The following is a 17,395-nucleotide window of genomic DNA, read 5'->3' on the forward strand; positions in this document are numbered from 1 at the left end:
CCTTAAAATAATCCTTTTATGTTAGCATTTTCGTCGATTGTCATGTTTATTGCAGCCGGTGTTTTTGACAGCCCGGGCATAAGCATAATACTTCCCGCAATCGCCACCAGAAAGCCCGCTCCTGCTCTGATTTCGATATCTCTTATAGTAATTTCAAAATTTTTTGGAGCCCCCAGCAACTTTGGATTGTCGCTTAGGCTATACTGCGTTTTTGCAATAATCACAGGCAGCTTATCAAAACCGAGCTTGTTTATAGTTTTTACGGCTTCTTTTGCTTTTTGTTCAAATATCACGCCTTTGGCACCATATACTTTTTGGGCGATACTTTCAATTTTTTGTTCTATGGTTTGATTAAGGTCATAGGCAAATTCAAAGCTGCCACCCTTTTCACAAAGACTTAATACTTCTTTTGCAAGCAGTTTTCCGCCCCTGCCACCAAGCTTAAATACATCGTTTACAGCGCACGGCACGCCAAGCTTGGTCACAGCACGCTTAATGGTGTTTACTTCACTGTTTGTGTCGGTTTCGTATTTATTTATTGTCACAACAAGCGGCAGCTTAAATACTTCTTTGATTGTTTTTATATGAGCCGTCAAATTGCTTAGCCCCAACTTTACTGCCCGCACATTTTCTTTTGTTAGCTCGCTCTCAACAACTCCGCCATGAAGTTTTAGGGCTCTTACTGTGCAAACCAGCACCACCGCATCTGGTCTAAGCTTTCCCACGCGGCATTTCAGGTCAAAAAATTTCTCCGCCCCCAAATCTGCCCCAAAGCCTGCTTCGGTTATGACAAAGTCACCAAGACTCAGCCCCAGCTTTGTGGCGGTTATGCTGTTACAACCGTGAGCGATGTTGGCAAACGGGCCGCAATGCACCAGCGCAGGAGTTCCCTCAAGAGTTTGAACAAGGTTTGGATAAATCGCGTCCTTCAAAAGTATTGCCATAGCATTTTCGGAATTTAAGTCTCTTGCGAAAACGGGCTTGCCGTCACGGGTTAGCGCTACAATAATACTGCTAAGCCTTTCTTTAAGTTCAGTGAGATTTTCGCTGAGGCACATTATGGCCATAATTTCGCTGGCAGCAGTAATACTAAAACTGTCAGGCCGTGCATTTTCGTCGCCGTTTGAACAAATTATTCGTCGCAGCGCTCTGTCGTTTAAGTCAAGGCAGCGGTGAAACAATATTTTGTTTGGGTCAATATTGAGCTGATTTCCCTGAAAGATATGATTGTCAATAAGACTGCAAAGCAAGTTATTTGCACAAGTAAAAGCATGAAAGTCGCCGTTAAAGTGCAGGTTTATATCTTCCATAGGAACAATTTGAGCGTATCCTCCGCCCGTAGCGCCGCCCTTAATGCCAAATACCGGGCCCAACGAAGGCTCCCTCAGCGCAAGAACGGTTTTATGTTTCATGCGGTTTAGAGCGTCCGCAAGGCCTATTGACACCGTTGTTTTTCCAATGCCGGCGCTGGTGGGGTTTATGGCAGTGACCAAAACCAGCTTTCCGCGTAGCGCCCCGGGTTTAGTTATTACTTTGGCTTTATATTCACCATATTTTATGAGCTCCCCCTGAGCGATTCCAAGCTTTTTTGCGATTTTTTCTATTCTTATTTTTTCAATACTATTTGCAATTTCAATATCGGTTTTATCCATTTTCTCTCCTTAGGCTTTTTAATATAAGTTCTTTTAGTCTAACTTTTTTTTATTATAAAGTCAAGTCAAGACAGTAACTTAGTTATTTTGTCAGTTTTTAAAAGTATTGAAAACCCTCAAAAAAATGTTGACTTATCTGCGGATTTTTGATATATTAATATCATCCCTATGGGAGCATAGCTCAGTTGGGAGAGCATCTGCCTTACAAGCAGAGGGTCATAGGTTCGAGCCCTATTGTTCCCACCATTTGGAAATGCTTAAGCGTTTTCAAACTTACAGAAGAAAAGTTAAAATTCCCTCCCTAACTTTTCTTAAACGCAAAAGATTGGGGGTGCCCCCCACCCCCAAATATGCGGAAGTGGCTCAGTGGTAGAGCATCGCCTTGCCAAGGCGAGGGTCGCGAGTTCGAGTCTCGTCTTCCGCTCCATCAGAAAAAAACACCGATTGCCGGTGTTTTTTTTTGCTTTAGGTTAGTTAGTTTTTGATAAGTAGTTTTGTATAAGCCTTCCCATTTAGATTTCATCTTCTGTCAGCATGTCCAAAACATCTCGGAATGTTCTCAATTGCTCGAATGTAAATTTACTTCGCCATCTTTCAAATTCGGCACGATATTTATCTAGCCTTTCCGAAAAAATTTTATTGCCTTTGGGCGTTAGGTTAATTTTGTAGTTTCGTTCGTTACTATCAGACTTTTTGTCACGTTCAACTATTTCCTTTGTTTCCAAATCTGAAATTGCCCTCGAAACGAGTGCTTTATCTACACCTGCAATTTCGGTGAGTTCAGACATTGAGTACCCTTTACCATTTTTGATTATCGGAAATATTATGCGCGCTTGGGCTGATGTTATTTGGCAGTCATCCATGTCTGCCTGTTTTTGTTCGATTTTTCTAATCAGTTTTTTTAGTTTGATTACAATTTCTTCGTATGATTCGTCTTTGTTCATAGTTTTACTCCTATAATGGTAAATCCTTTTTAAGGAACTTCAAAATGCCCACGGCATAAAGTGCGACCCCTATCACGAAGAGTGCAACAAATTGTATAATAAACCCAGAACCGGAAATTACTGCCGATGTATCAAACAGTGTGTTTATTGAAATGTATTTAAGGAATTCCAAATTTGGTATTTCTTTAAACATATTGCAAAGCCAAAATGCAACGGGCAATCCTGCTCCAACCATTAGTGAGTGGCTACTTTTATTGAACCAACAGCTTGCTGCAAAACAAATCCCGCTTATTGCAAAGGTGAGCAAGAATAAACCAAGCGCCAAAGTCCAAAGTTTTCCGTAGTCCATATCAGCTCCCACAACCGAACAAATTATAGTTCCAAAAACTCCCATAAGTACTATTATTGCTAGTATTGACACTATGTAGAATAATGCCTTTGAAAAAATCAGCTGTTTGCGTGTTGGTGGGGTGTTTAGTATAAAACTCATTGTGCCTCTGTCAATTTCACTTGCCACCAATTTATTTCCTATGATTACCGAATAAAGAAGCATTATCAAAACGCCCTGCATGCCAAACAGCATCATACCATACACTGAAAGTATTGACCCCATCGGGTTGTTTGGGTTGATTGGTGCGTTTCCGGCGGATGACTGCACCGCTATTGTTAGAACGGTTATGAAAAAGCATAGTACGGCTGCAATGACAAGCCACAGCTTCCAATTATTCCTTACACTTTGTTTTAAAATATTTTTAGACAGCAGTTTCATTTTTATTGTCCTCCCCTTGGTAGTATTTCATGAAATATTTTTCAAGCGTAAATTTGATTTCACTCAGATATTCAAGCTTGTATTTATTGGCCTCTGTTAGAAATTCGTTAATCTGCTCATCATTCACAACAACTTTTACTCGGTTCTTTGACATGTTCTTTTCCGTAAATTTATAATCTAGCTTTGAAAAAGCTTCAGCATCTTTTTTATCTTTAAATCGTACTTCATATTCTTTGTCTTTTTTATGTTCTATATCTTTCATTTTCACTTCTGCGATTATTTTTCCTTGCTTAATAATTGCCACTCGGTCGCAGGTTTTTTCAACTTCCTCAAACATATGACTGCTCATCAAAATAGTTTTACCTCTTGCCTTCTCTTTAGAAATAAGGTTACAAAACCGAGATTGCATAAGCGGGTCAAGTCCGCTTGTCGGTTCATCAAGGATTATTATCTCGGCATCATGCATGAAGGCAATGACAAGTGCTATTTTTTGTTTCATGCCCTTACTCATACGTTTTAGTTCGCCGTGTGGTTTTAACTGAAAATAATCACAAAGTTCCTCTGCCTTTTTTAGGTCTACTTTTCGCATCTCTGCAATTTGTTTAATGAACTTCCATCCGGTTAGGTTTTCGGGATAAGCAATTTCACCGGCCAAATAGCCAAGCTTTTCTTGCACTAGGCTTGGTTGTTTCCAGCAATCCAATCCTGCAATTTCGGTACTGCCGCTTTGTGGTTTTGAAAACCCAAGCAAATGACGAATGGTCGTTGTTTTACCTGCACCGTTCGGACCCAGAAATCCAAAAACTTCACCTTTAAAAACTTCAAACGAAATGTCAAAAACACCTCGTCCTTGACCGTAATCTTTTGTTAAATTCTTTACTTTGATTACACTTTCCATCTTATTGCTCCTTTTTATCATTAAGCTGACAATGTCAGCTTGTTCACAATTATATTAAATTAAGTTGACATTGTCAACTTAATTTTAAATGATTTTTATTAAATAAAAAGCCTTCTTCAAAAAGAAGACTTTATGTTTAATATTGCAAAGTAAATGGTGCTGGTGGCCGGAGTCGAACCGGCACGGGCGTTTAACTTCCCGAGGGATTTTAAGTCCCTTGTGTCTACCATTTCACCACACCAGCATAAAATTATTATTTTTTTCGCTTTTGTACCTTATTCCTCCTTAACGAATGATATTTTTGCTAATGCTCAAATGATATTGAAACATTGTTTCAATGATATTAAGTAAAAGACTTTTTACTTAATTCACATGGTGGAGATAATCGGGCTCGAACCGACGACCTTTTGAATGCCATTCAAACGCGCTACCAACTGCGCCATATCCCCAAAACATGAAATGAGCTTCCTTTTTGTTTTTTGGCTTCTCACTTGTTTGATTATTTTAGCATAAAAATTCAAAAGATTCAATCCTTTTTTGAGTTTTTTCTTAGGTTTTACCGCAAACCCTGCGTTCGGGGCATCAGACTGTTGGGTCGCGGCTCTTTTTACTATTTTTTGCTGACCAAAATGGTGAAAATTTGTAATTTTAAATCAAGATTCATCTTAATTTTAACCTTAGAAAGTATTGTCACATATAATGTCTAAAAAGGGTATTTACTGCCGATTTTATATACTGTCTACATAGCTTCTTCCGGTTCATTCGGGTTTTCCTGTTTATGCTTGGATGGTTATGTAAAGGAGTTATAAAATGTATAATGAACATGAAAGAGACAGACACGGCGGTGGCAATGGCGGCAGCGGTGGGCCCAACCATAACAGAGACAGAATATTTAACAGGGCTTTTATAGACTTTAATATGTGCGGAAGAATGAGGGTTTTTGAAAGCAACATCGTTGAAACCACCAGAATTGACATTGCTGTTGAAAAATCGCAGTCTAACCCACTTATATTTGACGGTGATGAGCATGAATATACTGTTAAAGTTATAAACAAGAGTATGCTGGATATTGACAATGTTCACTTTAAGGACTTTCTTGATGACGGTCTTGAGTATGTAGCAGGCAGTTTTAAGGTTGATGGACAGAGTGAGGATCCCAAAATGGTCGGCCATGAACTTTCGTATGATATCAAAAAGCTGCACGCAAGAAAAGAAGCAATTCTAGCCTTCAGAGTAAAAATGCACCACTAAAAATAAAGTCCGCCTGAAAAGCGGATTTTTTTATTTGTGCTTATGAAGATTTGGAGGCGCCACCCGGATTTGAACCGGGGAATGAAGCTTTTGCAGAGCTTTGCCTTACCACTTGGCTATGGCGCCGTAATATAATATATGCAACATTTAAGTGTATTTCTATTATACCTTTTATTCCTTTTTTGTCAAGAAAAAAGCCCGAAATAGATTGAAGATTTTGGCATAGTGCAAAATATTATGTCGCGAGGGCGTTCCCCACACCGGCAACGGCGCCACTGCCATACAAAAAATGAGCCATAAAGCTCATTTTTTGTATGAGGGTTAACGACCTCCCTTTGAAGAAGTGTGCTTAGTGCCCTTTTTGTCACATGCTTTGGTGCTACTCATCGTTTTGCCTGAATAAGCTTTTGTGCTTGAGCTTGACGAAGCTTTAGTCATAAAATCGTTCCTCCTTTTGTTTTCGTAATCAAAAGAATTTATTATTGATATTCTTTCGACTTACACGATTAGCAGGGTTTCCTGCTGATATTAGTTTTTGCCGATAAGCCCCTGTTATACCCCCAAAACCATGGTATTTTTTGCCAACTATATAGAGTCCTTTAAGGCAATTGTTTTGTAATATAAAGGCTTAAGCACCCTTAGAAAAACAAAAGACTGCATTTATGCAGTCTTTCCTATTTTCTTTTCCTTTGCCCAACAATTTATTCAACAGATATTATATAATAGTATACAGGTTGTCCGCCCATCAACACCGACACTTCGCATTGAGGATACTTTGCTGCCAGCGTTTCTTTCAGCGCTTCGGCGTCCTCTTCTTTTATGTCGTTTCCGTAGAACAATGAGATATTCACGGTGTTTTTGTCAACAAGCTTACCTACAAGCGCTTCGGTTGTGGGTGTAACCTGCGCGCCTTTTGTGACAATCGAGCTCTTGTCGAGCCCAATAATTTCGCCTGTTGACAGGTCAAAGCCATCAACATGAGTGTCTCTTACGGCATAGGTTACCGAACCGGTCTTGACATGTGATATTGATTGCATCATTGCATCGGTGTTGTCTTCAATATTACTTTCTTCATTAAAGGCAAGGCAGGCTGATATGCCTTCAGGTACGCTCTTTGTAGGAATTACGATTACATTTTTATTGGTTAGAGCCTTACATTGTTCAGCAGCCAGAATGATATTCTTATTGTTGGGAAAGATAAATACATTTTGGGCGTTTACACGATCTATTGCATCTGCAATGTCGTTGGCACTTGGATTCATGGTTTGTCCGCCTTCAATGATATGGTCGACCATAAGGTCCTTAAACAGTGCTGCCAACCCTTCACCCGCGGCAACTGATACCATTCCGTACTGTTTCATAGGCTCACTTGCCTGACTTGCATTTTTAAGTGCCCTTACCTGCTCCAGCATGTTTTCGATTTTCATGTTGGTAAGCTCACCAAGCTCCAGCGCAAAACCCAGTGCGCGGTTAGGTTCGTTGGTATGCACATGAATTTTTATAAGCTTGAGATCACCCATACAAATAACCTCGTCCCCGATGCTCATCAAACGTTCTTTCAGCTTGTCGATATCACTTTCAGTGGTGCGTTTGTGCAGATTTACAATCATAAACTCGGTGCAGTAAGCAAATTCAATCGAGCTAAGGTCGGCCAGATTGGCGTGGAACTTTTTGATACGCTCAAAAGCGTCAACCGGATCGTTAAAATCCAGCTTAACCGAGTCGTCATTGATAATAACTTTATAAAATCCGGTAAGAAGTATTAAAAGTCCGCGTCCGCCCGCATCAACAACGCCCGCTTTTTTCAAAACCGGCAGCATATCGGGGGTCTGAGCCAAAATCTCCTCACCCTTTTCAAGAATAACCTTGAAGAATTCTTCAAAGTCGCCTATTTTTTTACAGGCCTCAAGCGAAAACTCCGCAACCACACGGATAACCGTTAGCATTGTGCCTTCTTTGGGCACAGTAACGGCTTTATAGGCGATATCTGAGCCCTCTTTAAGCGCTTTTGCAAAGGTTTTTGTGTTGAGCGTGTCGTGCTGCATCATAACAGAGGCGATACCCTTTAGTATCTGCGACAAAATAACACCTGAGTTGCCTCGCGCACCGCGCAACGCCCCCTTTTGAAGGGCTTCACCCAGAGCGTCTAGGTTGTTGTTAGTACATTCATTTATATATTTCATGGCTGACTTAAACGTCAAATTCATGTTGGTTCCTGTGTCACCGTCCGGCACCGGATATACGTTTAGAGCGTCCACATAATCTTTATTATTTTCAAGCAGATTTCCTGCTGCCAATATCATTTTTCGAAAAATAGCACCATTTATTGTTTTTTGCACTTTTATCTCTCCTAATAACCGAAAATCAAACCCTAACGCCAACTACTTTGACATTTACGGTCTCTACTATCATTCCTGTAAACTTTTCTACGTTATACTTTACAGTGTTACGGATACTTTCAGCAGTAGCGTTTATCGCTACGCCGTATTTGAGTATAACATAAAGTTCGATGGTGATTCGGTTTCCATTTGTTACAATTTTTACCCCTCTGTTGAGAGGAACTTTTTTAAATACTTCGGGAAAAGTGTCGCTTGCCTTGCTATTTACCAAGTCTACAACGCCGTAACATTCAAGCACGGTAAAACCAGCCACAACAGAAATGGCTTCGTCGCTGATTGTAATGTCGCCGTATGCATTGGAAGTTTTTAAAGACATAAGGACACCCTTTTTTTGGTTTTTTTAAGTAAATGTGTTACACGAAGGTAACACATTATATATTACTATATTTAAAAAATTAGCGCAACAAAAATAAGGGGGAAAATGCCATTTTCTTTTTTTTTCAGGCGGTATATAAGTATTATTGAGTATTTTTGTGGCCTCATCTGACTGTGTAGTGTGTGAGGAGGCCGCGAAGCGGCCGAAGCCTTAGTGATAATTATTCACATCACTGCCCTATAAAAAGCGATACTTAATGCACCGCCGGTGCCCTTTATTCGGAGGTTTTTATGTAAGACCTTCGGAATATGATTTTGAGCAGGAACGATAAGCATTTGGGGGACTTGAAACAGTATATTCTCATATTGTTCTCCTTTTGTGTGTCTTTAATCTGTTACTATCATATGAAGGATTTTTTATGGAAGTGCGGTTTTGCCTGCCGCGCCGGCGCGGCAGTGCGCAAGCCAAAGCTTGCGCTGCAGAAACCTGTAGGGTTTCTGTGCAAAACCGCACAAAAAAGGAACCTGATGTTCCCTTTTTTCATTTATAATTTATCATGCAAAGTTCTCTTGTCATTGCAGGAGTGCGCCCGACGCAGAAATTTTATGATTATGCTTCAATGAGATTGCTTCGTCACTTCGTTTCTCGCAATGACAAAGTCCTCACTTCTTAAGCTTTTTAATCGCCTCACCCCTATCAACTGCTGAATATAGGTAATTACCTACCACCACAATATCAGCGCCTGTTTTCTTTATATCAGCTATATTTTTGTTATTTACTCCGCCGTCAACCTCAACAAGAACATCGTCAAGGCCAAGTTCACCAAGCTTCTTTTTAATTTGTGCTATCCTGTCAAGTGTCCCCGCAATAAACTCCTGTCCGCTTTTTCCTGGCTCCACGCTCATAACAAGCACCATACCGACATAGCCTAAAATCGGCCAGAGTTTTTCAAGCGGAGTATTCGGCTTTATTGAAGCCGACGGAATTGCCCCGAGTTTAGCAATTTTCAGAAGCGTTTTAATTACCTGTTTTATATCCTCAAAAGCTTCCAGATGGATTGTTACAATGCTTGCCCCTGCCCTAATATATTGTTTTACGTCCTTAGGCTTTTTGACCATAAGGTGCACATTCAGCGGAATTTTAGTTACTTCGGCAATTTTCTTTGTTATGTCTGCCCCAAATGTAGTGGCAGTAACAAACTTGCCGTCCATGATGTCACAATGGATATAATCCACATCCAAAGCATTTAGCTCCTTTATATATTCAAGCATATCCTCAGGCTTTGGAGGGTTTGTAGAAGGTGCAATCTTTATATTCATATCTTTCCCCCTTTTGTATTATCATTTAGAGCGCGAAGTTCGCGGAAGTCCCCTCTTTTTCAGTTCTTGAAAGATTTTTATGTATCTTTCATACCTATCCTTATTTATTTTCCCTGTTTTCACTGCCTGTTTTACGGCACAAATGCCCTCATCCTCATTTATATGCATGCATCCTCTATACTTGCAGTTAAAAGCTTCAAATTCGCTATAATAATACCGTAGCTCGGTTTCATCCACTTTCAGGTCTATTAGGCTGAATCCCGGAGTGTCGGCAATTCTTATGTTGCCGTGCAAAAATATCTCTGTATGCCTTGTGGTATGCTTTCCGCGGTCTACCTTAGCACTCAGCCCGTCGGTTTTTATGTTTGTGCCGAGTAAGGCGTTAAGAAGCGTACTTTTTCCCACTGCTGATTGGCCCGCAAGCGCTGTAATTTGATTTTTAATAATAGAGGTAAGCTGCTCCAGATTTTTGCGGTTTTGTGATGATAAACAAACAATGTCATCTACCACATTCTTATATCCGCTTATAATTTGCTCTATTTCCTGTTCAGTCATCGTGTCAGTCTTACTTATGCACAAAATAGGTTTTATATTATGTATCATACAGTTTATAATCAGCTTATCAACCAGCACAAAGTCAGGGGACGGGCTTTTTGTGACCATAATGACAAGGCAGTCTATATTACTTATAGGCGGGCGGATAAGCACATTTTTACGAGGATAAACCTTTGTAATATTGGCGTTGCAGACAGTAATGGCTTCGCCGCCGTCAGCAAGTTTGTCAAACTCTACATGGTCCCCAACCAAAACCTTGCCGCAATAGCCGGAGATATTTTCGCGGGGGCCTTGTTTGTCGCTTTGCTTAAGCTTGCCTTGAGCCGATGCCAAAAAACTCACACCCTCACCGCCTGCGTCCTCGCAAAATACCGTATATAAATTTGCAATATTTTTTATAACTAACCCTTTTATACTGTTTCCCTCCAATGTTTTTCACTTACTATTTTTATGTATTCTTTTTTGCTTTTATTTTCTAATCCTTTTTATTTTTCATATCTTTTTTGGCAGCCTTTCTTTTTTTGAATAAAGAAACTAACCAACTCACAAAGCCGGCAACAAGCATTATTCCAACGATTACCACTATTATAAACCAATCGTTTCCGTTACCGGGAATAGAAACCCATAATCCTAATGTTCTAATTATTAATGTCCTCCTTAATATAATAAACCAAACCTTGTTCGCAGTTTCATTTATAAGTTATTTGTCGCGTATGCCGATTTTGGTTGTTTTAACCATTGTATATTGTAGTTATTTGTCTTTTTTATCCCTGACATATCGTAGTCGCAGTTGTTTCCGTATGTTAAACTGATACCCATTTTGCAAAAACAGTAACTGTATACAAGCCCAAGGTGTTTGTATCAAGTGGTTGTGTAAACGATGTGTCATAGAACCACCCTGCAAAGGTGTATCCTAAACGTGTTGGTGTTGGTGCAACAAAGGTTTGACCAACCGGTCCTGTCACACTTTGTGAACCAAAGCTTGCATCGCCGCACATTGTGTTGAATACAAAGCCTTGATAACCGCTCCAACCCGCCGTTAAATAAGCTCCGCTGGCAGTTAATACAAGCGGATGAGTGTCATCCACAAGTTGCCCGTTATAAAACCATCCAATAAAGTTCATGTTGTTCATTGTAGGAATTGGCAGGGTCTCTCTTGTGATTGTTGTTCCAACCGGCAATGTGGTTGAAGTAATGTTAGAACCGCCGTTTGTGCCAAATTGGATTGTTGCAATCTGGTTTGTGAAGATTGCATAAAGAGTTAAATCGGCTTGTAAAGAGTATATTGTTGTTGATAAATAAGCTATGCCATTGCCATCTGCTTGTGTATTCCAACCAACAAAGTATAGACTTCCGTTTGTAGCAGTTGGAAGTGTATACAACGGAGAGCCATAAATAACTGATAATGTTGTTTTCGAAACGGTTCCTCCATTAGCGTTAAAAGTTATTGTTTGAATTGTTGCTTGCCAATCTGCATAAAGCGTAATATCACTTGAACCGAATGTGGTGGCTGTAAATTGCTGCAGATTTCCATTACTTAAATGTTGATACCAACCAGTTAAGATATAACCCGTACGTGTTGGCGTCGGAAGCACAAGGGCATCGCCAACCGCACCGGAAATTGGAGCTGGTGTTGCACTTGCATTGGTGTCAGTTGTATTTAAATCGAAAGTGATTGTTGCATTCTGTTGCCAAACCGCTTTTAAATTTGCACCATTTGCAGGCATAGTTGTGTAATTAACAATATTGTTTGAAGTGCCATCTGTTGACCACCCCAAGAATGAATAACCTACCATTGTGGTTGTTGGAAGTGTGACGCTGGCACCATAAGGTGCTGTCACATTGCTTACTGCAACTCCTCCATTAGAATTAAGGGCAATTATATAAGTGTTTGCAGACCAACCGGCATAGAGAGTTATATCTGCCAAAAATGTTGTGCCTGTGAAAGCTTGCGAACACATGCTATCTGCATACCAACCAATAAATGTATAGTAGTTGCGATTAGTTGGTGTTGGCAATGCTCCGATTGCTGTGCCGGCCTTTCCGTTCAAATTTGTAGGAGATACAGTTATAGATTCTCCGTGTGCATTTACATTAAATATTATAATTGGGTTTTTTATCCAGCTTGCAAAAAGAGTAATGTCTTCATCTAACATATATATTGTGCTTGCAGAATATTCACTGATGCCACCATATATCCAAGCATCAAAAGTGTAGCCATTTCTTGTTGGAATTTCTAATGTGCCAATTACTGTTCCGAAGGTTACATTAATTGTATTCTGAACTAATGCATCTCCGCCATTTACATTCAGTATAATAACATGTGTATTTGGAGTCCACTTTGCATAAACAGTTTCATCTGCAACAAAATTACTTGGGATATATTCATTTCCATCTGTACATGCCGCATTTTGATACCAACCGCCAAAAACATAGCCCATGCGTGTTGGGTTAGAAGGTAGAATTATTGGTGTACCCGTCTCACCTGTTACATAGTTTTGAGCTATTGTTGCTGAATTGTCTGTTACATTTAAATTAAGTTCAACAATGGGATTTTCTTCGAAATAAGCATATAGCTCTATATCAACACTCCATGTGTAGGTTGTTGTAACAGAAACTGCGATGCCATCAGAGGTAAACCATCCAACAAATTTGTTCCCGGCTTTTTGTGCATCAGGTAAAGCACCGATTGCAGTGTTAAATGTTATGCTGTCTATTTCTGTTATACCGCCATCTATGGAATCTCCGCCATTTATATAAAGCGTAATTTGATATGTTTTAGCCCCCCACTTTGCATATAAGTTATATCCTGAAAGAGCGGTATAATTTGTGGCATCCATAGGAATTAAGCAATCCTTATCTAAATACCAACCTAAAAATCCATAACCGGTTCTCGTTACGTTTGCTGCATTTGGAAGAATAATTGTCCAAGAATCAGCACCCTCTAATATAGATGCACCAACAACAACTTCTCCGGTTAATGAATGGATATCGGTTAATAAAGCACTTGTGTCATCCGTGTTAACATTCAATGTAATTTGTTGCCAAGGTGTCCATGATGCAACAAGTGAAATGTTTTCTGCCGGCATTGTAGTTATATTAAAAGCCTGACCATTTGAATAAGTCCATCCGGCAAAGTTAAAGTAAAAATCTCCGAATGGCAGTTGATCAGCAGTTGGAACTTCTGGAGTTGGCAATTCTCCAATTGTCTCACCAAACGGAATGGTTAAAGTTGCTATTGTTGAAACAGTACTTCCATCCAATTTCCAATTGTAAGAGCCCAAGTTGAAGGTAATGTTATAAGTTTTGGCTTTCCAAATTACTTTAAAGTTCATACCATTTAAGGGGGCGGTTGGATTTGGTGTTGTTGTGTAATATTGATTTCCCGTTGCTAAATCCAAAAAGTAATCGAATACATACCCTGTTGGTGCTGTTAATAAAGATGCAACCGTGGTTAAAGCAACCGTGGAACCATAAGTAGAGGTCAGAGATGATATAACACAGTCTCCACCATTAAAATCAAAATCAATCTCGCATTGAATTTTAGACCAGCTGCCGTAGAAAGTCATATCTGTTGTCCATTCATAAAGTCTGCTTGCAGAAACTGAATGAACTGATGTTTTTCCATCAAACCACTGGTTAAAATGCCAACCAATAACTGTTCCGTCATTTAAATCTGGCAAAACTCCAACAGGTTGACCATACTTCACTGTTATTGGCAGTGGCACGGTGTTATATCCGGCTCTGTCAGGATCAAATGTTACATTATATGTATTTGCTTCCCATTGTGCATATAGTGTTATGTTTTCAAGCCCAAAAGTTGTTGGTGCAAACTGTGTGCCTTCTGTATCCATTGTCCAACCTATAAAAGTATAACCCATACAAGATGGATTTTGTAAATTTCCAATTAATGTTTCAACCGCACCGGAAATTGGTGAAGGCATAGTTGTAACAATCATAGGTAAGGTTGTGTCTATACTTGTTGTGTTCGCATCAAATGAAATCTCTTGCCATGGTAGCCAAACAGGTGTTAGGATTAAATCTTGTGCAGGAACAACAAATTGATATGTGCTGCTTTGAGCATCAAAATATACAATATCTGCCACAGACGAGCCCCAACCCACAAGGTTAAATCCGTCTTGTGAAATATTTGGAAGCACAAAAACACTCCTAAAATCTTCTTGTGTTTGGATGCCGTCTACATCCACTTCATATTGGTTTGTTATCCAGCTTGCATATAAAATTATGTCTGTGGCGCCAAATGTTGTGTCAGAAAATATATTAGCGTCATCATAGCTTATTGAACCATCAATGTTGTAAGTAACAGCGGTATACCACTTGTCAAAAGTGTAACCTAGGCAATCCGGAATAGGAAATGCAGTTGGGAATGGAGCATTTTCGACACCTTCAAAATTTATATAATCATTTGGATTTTGAATTGAAGCCCCTTCTTTTACCAAATTGAATGATATTTGTTGAAGGGTTGACCATTCCGCAGTTAATGTTATATCACAATCCGGCATTAAACCCTGTGTTTTAAGTTCCGGTTTCCATAAATTGTTTATATCAGCCCAATCTCTGAATTTGTTATTTATTTTTGTTGGAATCGGCAGGCCTATAATTGTGCCCGCTTGTGCAACAAGAGGAGTCAATGTGTTTCCTCCATTAGTATTGAACATTATTTTGCTAAGGTGCTCTTTCCATCCTGCATAAAGTTTTATTGTGCCTTCACTGATGAAAGTTGTTTGCACAAATTGAATTGTGCAGTCAGCATCTAAAAACCAGCCTTCAAAATCGTAGCCTAACCGTGTTACTATCGGAATTAAATTTTGGTCAATTGCAGTACTTAATTCTCCGGTAATTGAAGAAACACCCACAAGAACAGCATTATCGGCATTTAAATCGAAAGTATATGTTTGATATTTTGGATCATCAACCCATTTTGCTTTTAATGAAATATTATGTGCCGGCATTGTAAAATAAGTAACCTCTGCTCCGGTTTCTAAATCAATCCAACCTCCAAAATAGGAATTTGGATCTTGATGGCTTGTGGCAGGATAATCTATGTGCTCGCCATATGAGTATATTACACTTGCAACAGCATCACCGCCATCAGTGTCAAAAGATATGGTAAAGCTTTCTAAATTCCAATTAGCGTATAATTTCGTATCTTTGTTAATGTTGAACGGAAACGTAACTGCATTAGATAAAGCATCGTCATAAAACCAAGTGTCAAAAGTATAACCTTCTTTTGTTGTGATTTCATTTATCCCATCAATTTTGGAACCTTTTTTAAGTTCCTTTGTTTCAATTGTTGTTCCTCCGTTTGTTTCAAACGAAAGTTTTACAGTGCTTGCACAAGAATGAAGCAAAATGGGAATTAGAATAGCTATAATAATTAAAACAGCAATTGCAGAAATTAAAATAATTCTCCTATTTTTTTTGTCATTTGTGTCAGTATTATAATGTACATTTTGTGTTTTTGTCATATAAACCTACCTTTTTGACTTAAATTTGTCAAATTTATGCTTTAGTGAAATTAACTTTAACTCACAGTGCTCACAGCGGGCTCATTTTTTCACACCTTCGGTAAGCATAACACTTTAAACAAAAAAAACAAAATAAAAACATATATTTTTACATAATTAACACAAAAACTTTGCATGTAATTGTTTTCATAGGTAGTCTTTGGATATGCACGATTGTGTTGTTTTTCCGTGGTGGAAACACAATAAATTAACTTATGTTATTTTTTATGTTAATTTTCCTTTTTATCACTATATGGAGATATTATTCATTTTATAATCTCCACCAACTTATCATGGATTTTTCCGTTTGTGCAAAGCATAGTGTCGGTTCTTTGACGAGGTTCTCCCTTAATATTGGTGACCTTGCCGCCTGCCTCGGTAATAAACAATTTGCCCGCTGCACTGGACAGCCCCATGCTCGGTCTGATGTTTATCACGGCATCAAGTTTTCCAATGGCAAGACTCCTCACCCAAAAAATTATGTTCTGGATAGAACTTTTTTAGCCCGCCAACAATCTGCTCTTCCATAAACTTATCCACGGCAGAAACAATGTCGTTTCCCTCTTTCATCTCCACTGCAATGCTTTGTTTGAGAGTAAGCGACTTCTCATAAGCCGCTTTCACAATTTCCACCACACGGGTGCGCATTTGTTCTAAATTTTCTTCCATTTTTACTCCTTTCTATCTCCGACATATCGCAGTCGCAGTTGCCCGCATGCGCCGCTGATGTCGTCGCCCATGGTCCGCCTCATTGTGGCGCTGCTTCCATTTTCCACGAGCCTTTTCACAAACGCTACTCCATTTCTGCTCTTTTCAAACGGCTTTTCTGCTACTGCGTTATAATTTATCACATTAATGTGACAAGGCAGGCCCTTTGTCAGCCGGCTGAGTTCATCGGCATCCTTAAGGCTGTCGTTTATGTCTTTTAACAATATATATTCAATTATAATTCGACGTTTGGTCTTTTCAAAATAGTACCGCAGACTTTTCATAAGCTTGTCAAGGTCATGGGCGCGGCTTATCGGCATTATTTCATTCCGTATTTTGTCATTTGGTGCATGCAGACTGAGGCTAAGATTTAGACCAAAACCTTCGGCGGCAAGGCTCTTTATTTTGTCACTCAAGCCGCAGGTACTGAGCGAAATATTACGTGTGCTGATATTTATGCCGTCTTTGTAGTTGACGAGCCTAATAAATTTAACCACATTATCATAATTGTCCAACGGCTCGCCGCTGCCCATAAGCACAATATTGGTAATTTTACGTTCTTTCGGATTGCCGCCAAGATGTGCATTTACCATGATTACCTGCGACAAAATTTCGCCGGCACTGAGGTTTCTTATAAGTCCGTCAAGTCCCGAAGCGCAAAAAGCGCAGCCCATGCGGCACCCAACTTGAGTGGAAACGCACAGAGTGCTGCCGTGCTTATATTGCATGAGCACGCCCTCAATAATATTGCTGTCAAAAAGTTTATAGATATATTTCACCGTGCCGTCAGGGGAACAGTGCTCTTTGATTATCTCAACCCGCATGTCAGAAAAAGTATTGTTTAAATATTCCTTTAAGTCCTTTGAGATATTGCTGATTTCATTTATCTTTTTGCCGCTGTGAAGAGCGCCAAAAATCTGACCTGCCCTATATTTGGGCTGGTTTATTGTTAAAAGTATTTCTTCTAGCTCCTGCGGACTTAAACTTAATATATCCATAAAACCCCTTAATAATCATAGAGAAAAATGCATGTGAGATTGCTTCGTAAGCACATCG

Annotated in this window: 13 protein-coding genes and 5 tRNA genes; 3 read left to right on the forward strand and 15 right to left on the reverse strand. The window is 39.4% G+C overall.

All coding sequences use genetic code 11. The features are described from left to right. Positions 1-2: 2 nt before the first annotated feature. The gene (locus tag LBN07_03105) at positions 3-1,652 is read right to left on the reverse strand and encodes a formate--tetrahydrofolate ligase (protein ID MDR0850448.1); all 1,650 of its coding nucleotides are present in this window, start codon (positions 1,650-1,652) and stop codon (positions 3-5) included. Between the two features lie 170 nt (positions 1,653-1,822). On the opposite strand from LBN07_03105, the gene LBN07_03110 reads away from it, so the two are divergent. Both LBN07_03110 and LBN07_03115 read left to right on the forward strand, forming a co-directional pair. Further along, positions 1,823-1,898 (forward strand) — tRNA-Val (locus tag LBN07_03110). Between the two features lie 106 nt (positions 1,899-2,004). Beyond that, positions 2,005-2,079 (forward strand) — tRNA-Gly (locus LBN07_03115). An 85-nt stretch (positions 2,080-2,164) separates the two neighbouring features. Here the strand turns inward: LBN07_03115 and LBN07_03120 are convergent. The 5 genes from LBN07_03120 to LBN07_03140 all read right to left on the reverse strand — a co-directional run bounded on the left by LBN07_03120 (position 2,165) and on the right by LBN07_03140 (position 4,712). Further along, positions 2,165-2,596, reverse strand: coding sequence for a MarR family transcriptional regulator (locus LBN07_03120; protein MDR0850449.1), 432 nt, complete (start codon positions 2,594-2,596; stop codon positions 2,165-2,167). A 10-nt stretch (positions 2,597-2,606) separates the two neighbouring features. Next, positions 2,607-3,365, reverse strand: a complete 759-nt coding sequence (locus LBN07_03125) for an ABC transporter permease (protein MDR0850450.1) — start codon at positions 3,363-3,365, stop codon at positions 2,607-2,609. Beyond that, a complete protein-coding gene (locus LBN07_03130) occupies positions 3,349-4,263 on the reverse strand; it encodes an ABC transporter ATP-binding protein (protein ID MDR0850451.1) in 915 nt (304 codons plus the stop codon). Before LBN07_03130 ends, LBN07_03125 begins: the two co-directional genes overlap by 17 nt. Before the next feature lie 154 nt (positions 4,264-4,417). Beyond that, positions 4,418-4,507, reverse strand: a tRNA-Leu gene (locus LBN07_03135). Between the two features lie 129 nt (positions 4,508-4,636). Beyond that, positions 4,637-4,712: transfer RNA gene (locus LBN07_03140), tRNA-Ala, on the reverse strand. Between the two features lie 361 nt (positions 4,713-5,073). Between LBN07_03140 and LBN07_03145 the strand changes: the two genes are divergently transcribed. After that, a complete protein-coding gene (locus tag LBN07_03145) occupies positions 5,074-5,514 on the forward strand; it encodes a DUF11 domain-containing protein (GenBank protein MDR0850452.1) in 441 nt (146 codons plus the stop codon). A 51-nt stretch (positions 5,515-5,565) separates the two neighbouring features. Here the strand turns inward: LBN07_03145 and LBN07_03150 are convergent. The 9 genes from LBN07_03150 to rlmN form a co-directional block, all read right to left on the reverse strand. Then, positions 5,566-5,640, reverse strand: a tRNA-Cys gene (locus LBN07_03150). Positions 5,641-6,215: 575 nt separating this feature from the next. Then, positions 6,216-7,853 carry a DAK2 domain-containing protein gene (locus LBN07_03155; GenBank protein MDR0850453.1) on the reverse strand — a complete coding sequence of 546 codons (1,638 nt, stop codon included), beginning with the start codon at positions 7,851-7,853 and terminating at the stop codon, positions 6,216-6,218. A gap of 25 nt (positions 7,854-7,878) precedes the next feature. Next, a complete protein-coding gene (locus LBN07_03160) occupies positions 7,879-8,229 on the reverse strand; it encodes an Asp23/Gls24 family envelope stress response protein (protein ID MDR0850454.1) in 351 nt (116 codons plus the stop codon). 662 nt (positions 8,230-8,891) lie between these two features. After that, positions 8,892-9,548 (reverse strand): ribulose-phosphate 3-epimerase, encoded by a 657-nt coding sequence (locus tag LBN07_03165; GenBank protein ID MDR0850455.1) that lies wholly within the window; start codon positions 9,546-9,548, stop codon positions 8,892-8,894. A 21-nt stretch (positions 9,549-9,569) separates the two neighbouring features. Next, positions 9,570-10,445 (reverse strand): ribosome small subunit-dependent GTPase A, encoded by an 876-nt coding sequence (gene rsgA, locus LBN07_03170; protein ID MDR0850456.1) that lies wholly within the window; start codon positions 10,443-10,445, stop codon positions 9,570-9,572. A 461-nt stretch (positions 10,446-10,906) separates the two neighbouring features. After that, a complete protein-coding gene (locus LBN07_03175; GenBank protein ID MDR0850457.1) occupies positions 10,907-15,592 on the reverse strand; it encodes an InlB B-repeat-containing protein in 4,686 nt (1,561 codons plus the stop codon). Positions 15,593-15,897: 305 nt separating this feature from the next. Further along, positions 15,898-16,047, reverse strand: a complete 150-nt coding sequence (locus LBN07_03180; GenBank protein ID MDR0850458.1) for a hypothetical protein — start codon at positions 16,045-16,047, stop codon at positions 15,898-15,900. 25 nt (positions 16,048-16,072) lie between these two features. Continuing rightward, complete coding sequence (locus LBN07_03185; GenBank protein MDR0850459.1) at positions 16,073-16,300, reverse strand: hypothetical protein; 228 nt, start codon at positions 16,298-16,300, stop codon at positions 16,073-16,075. A gap of 2 nt (positions 16,301-16,302) precedes the next feature. Next, positions 16,303-17,337 carry a 23S rRNA (adenine(2503)-C(2))-methyltransferase RlmN gene (rlmN, locus tag LBN07_03190; protein ID MDR0850460.1) on the reverse strand — a complete coding sequence of 345 codons (1,035 nt, stop codon included), beginning with the start codon at positions 17,335-17,337 and terminating at the stop codon, positions 16,303-16,305. Positions 17,338-17,395: the final 58 nt, after the last annotated feature.

Source organism: Christensenellaceae bacterium (assembly GCA_031260975.1).
Taxonomy (GTDB): Bacteria; Bacillota; Clostridia; order Christensenellales; family UBA1242; genus JAISKJ01.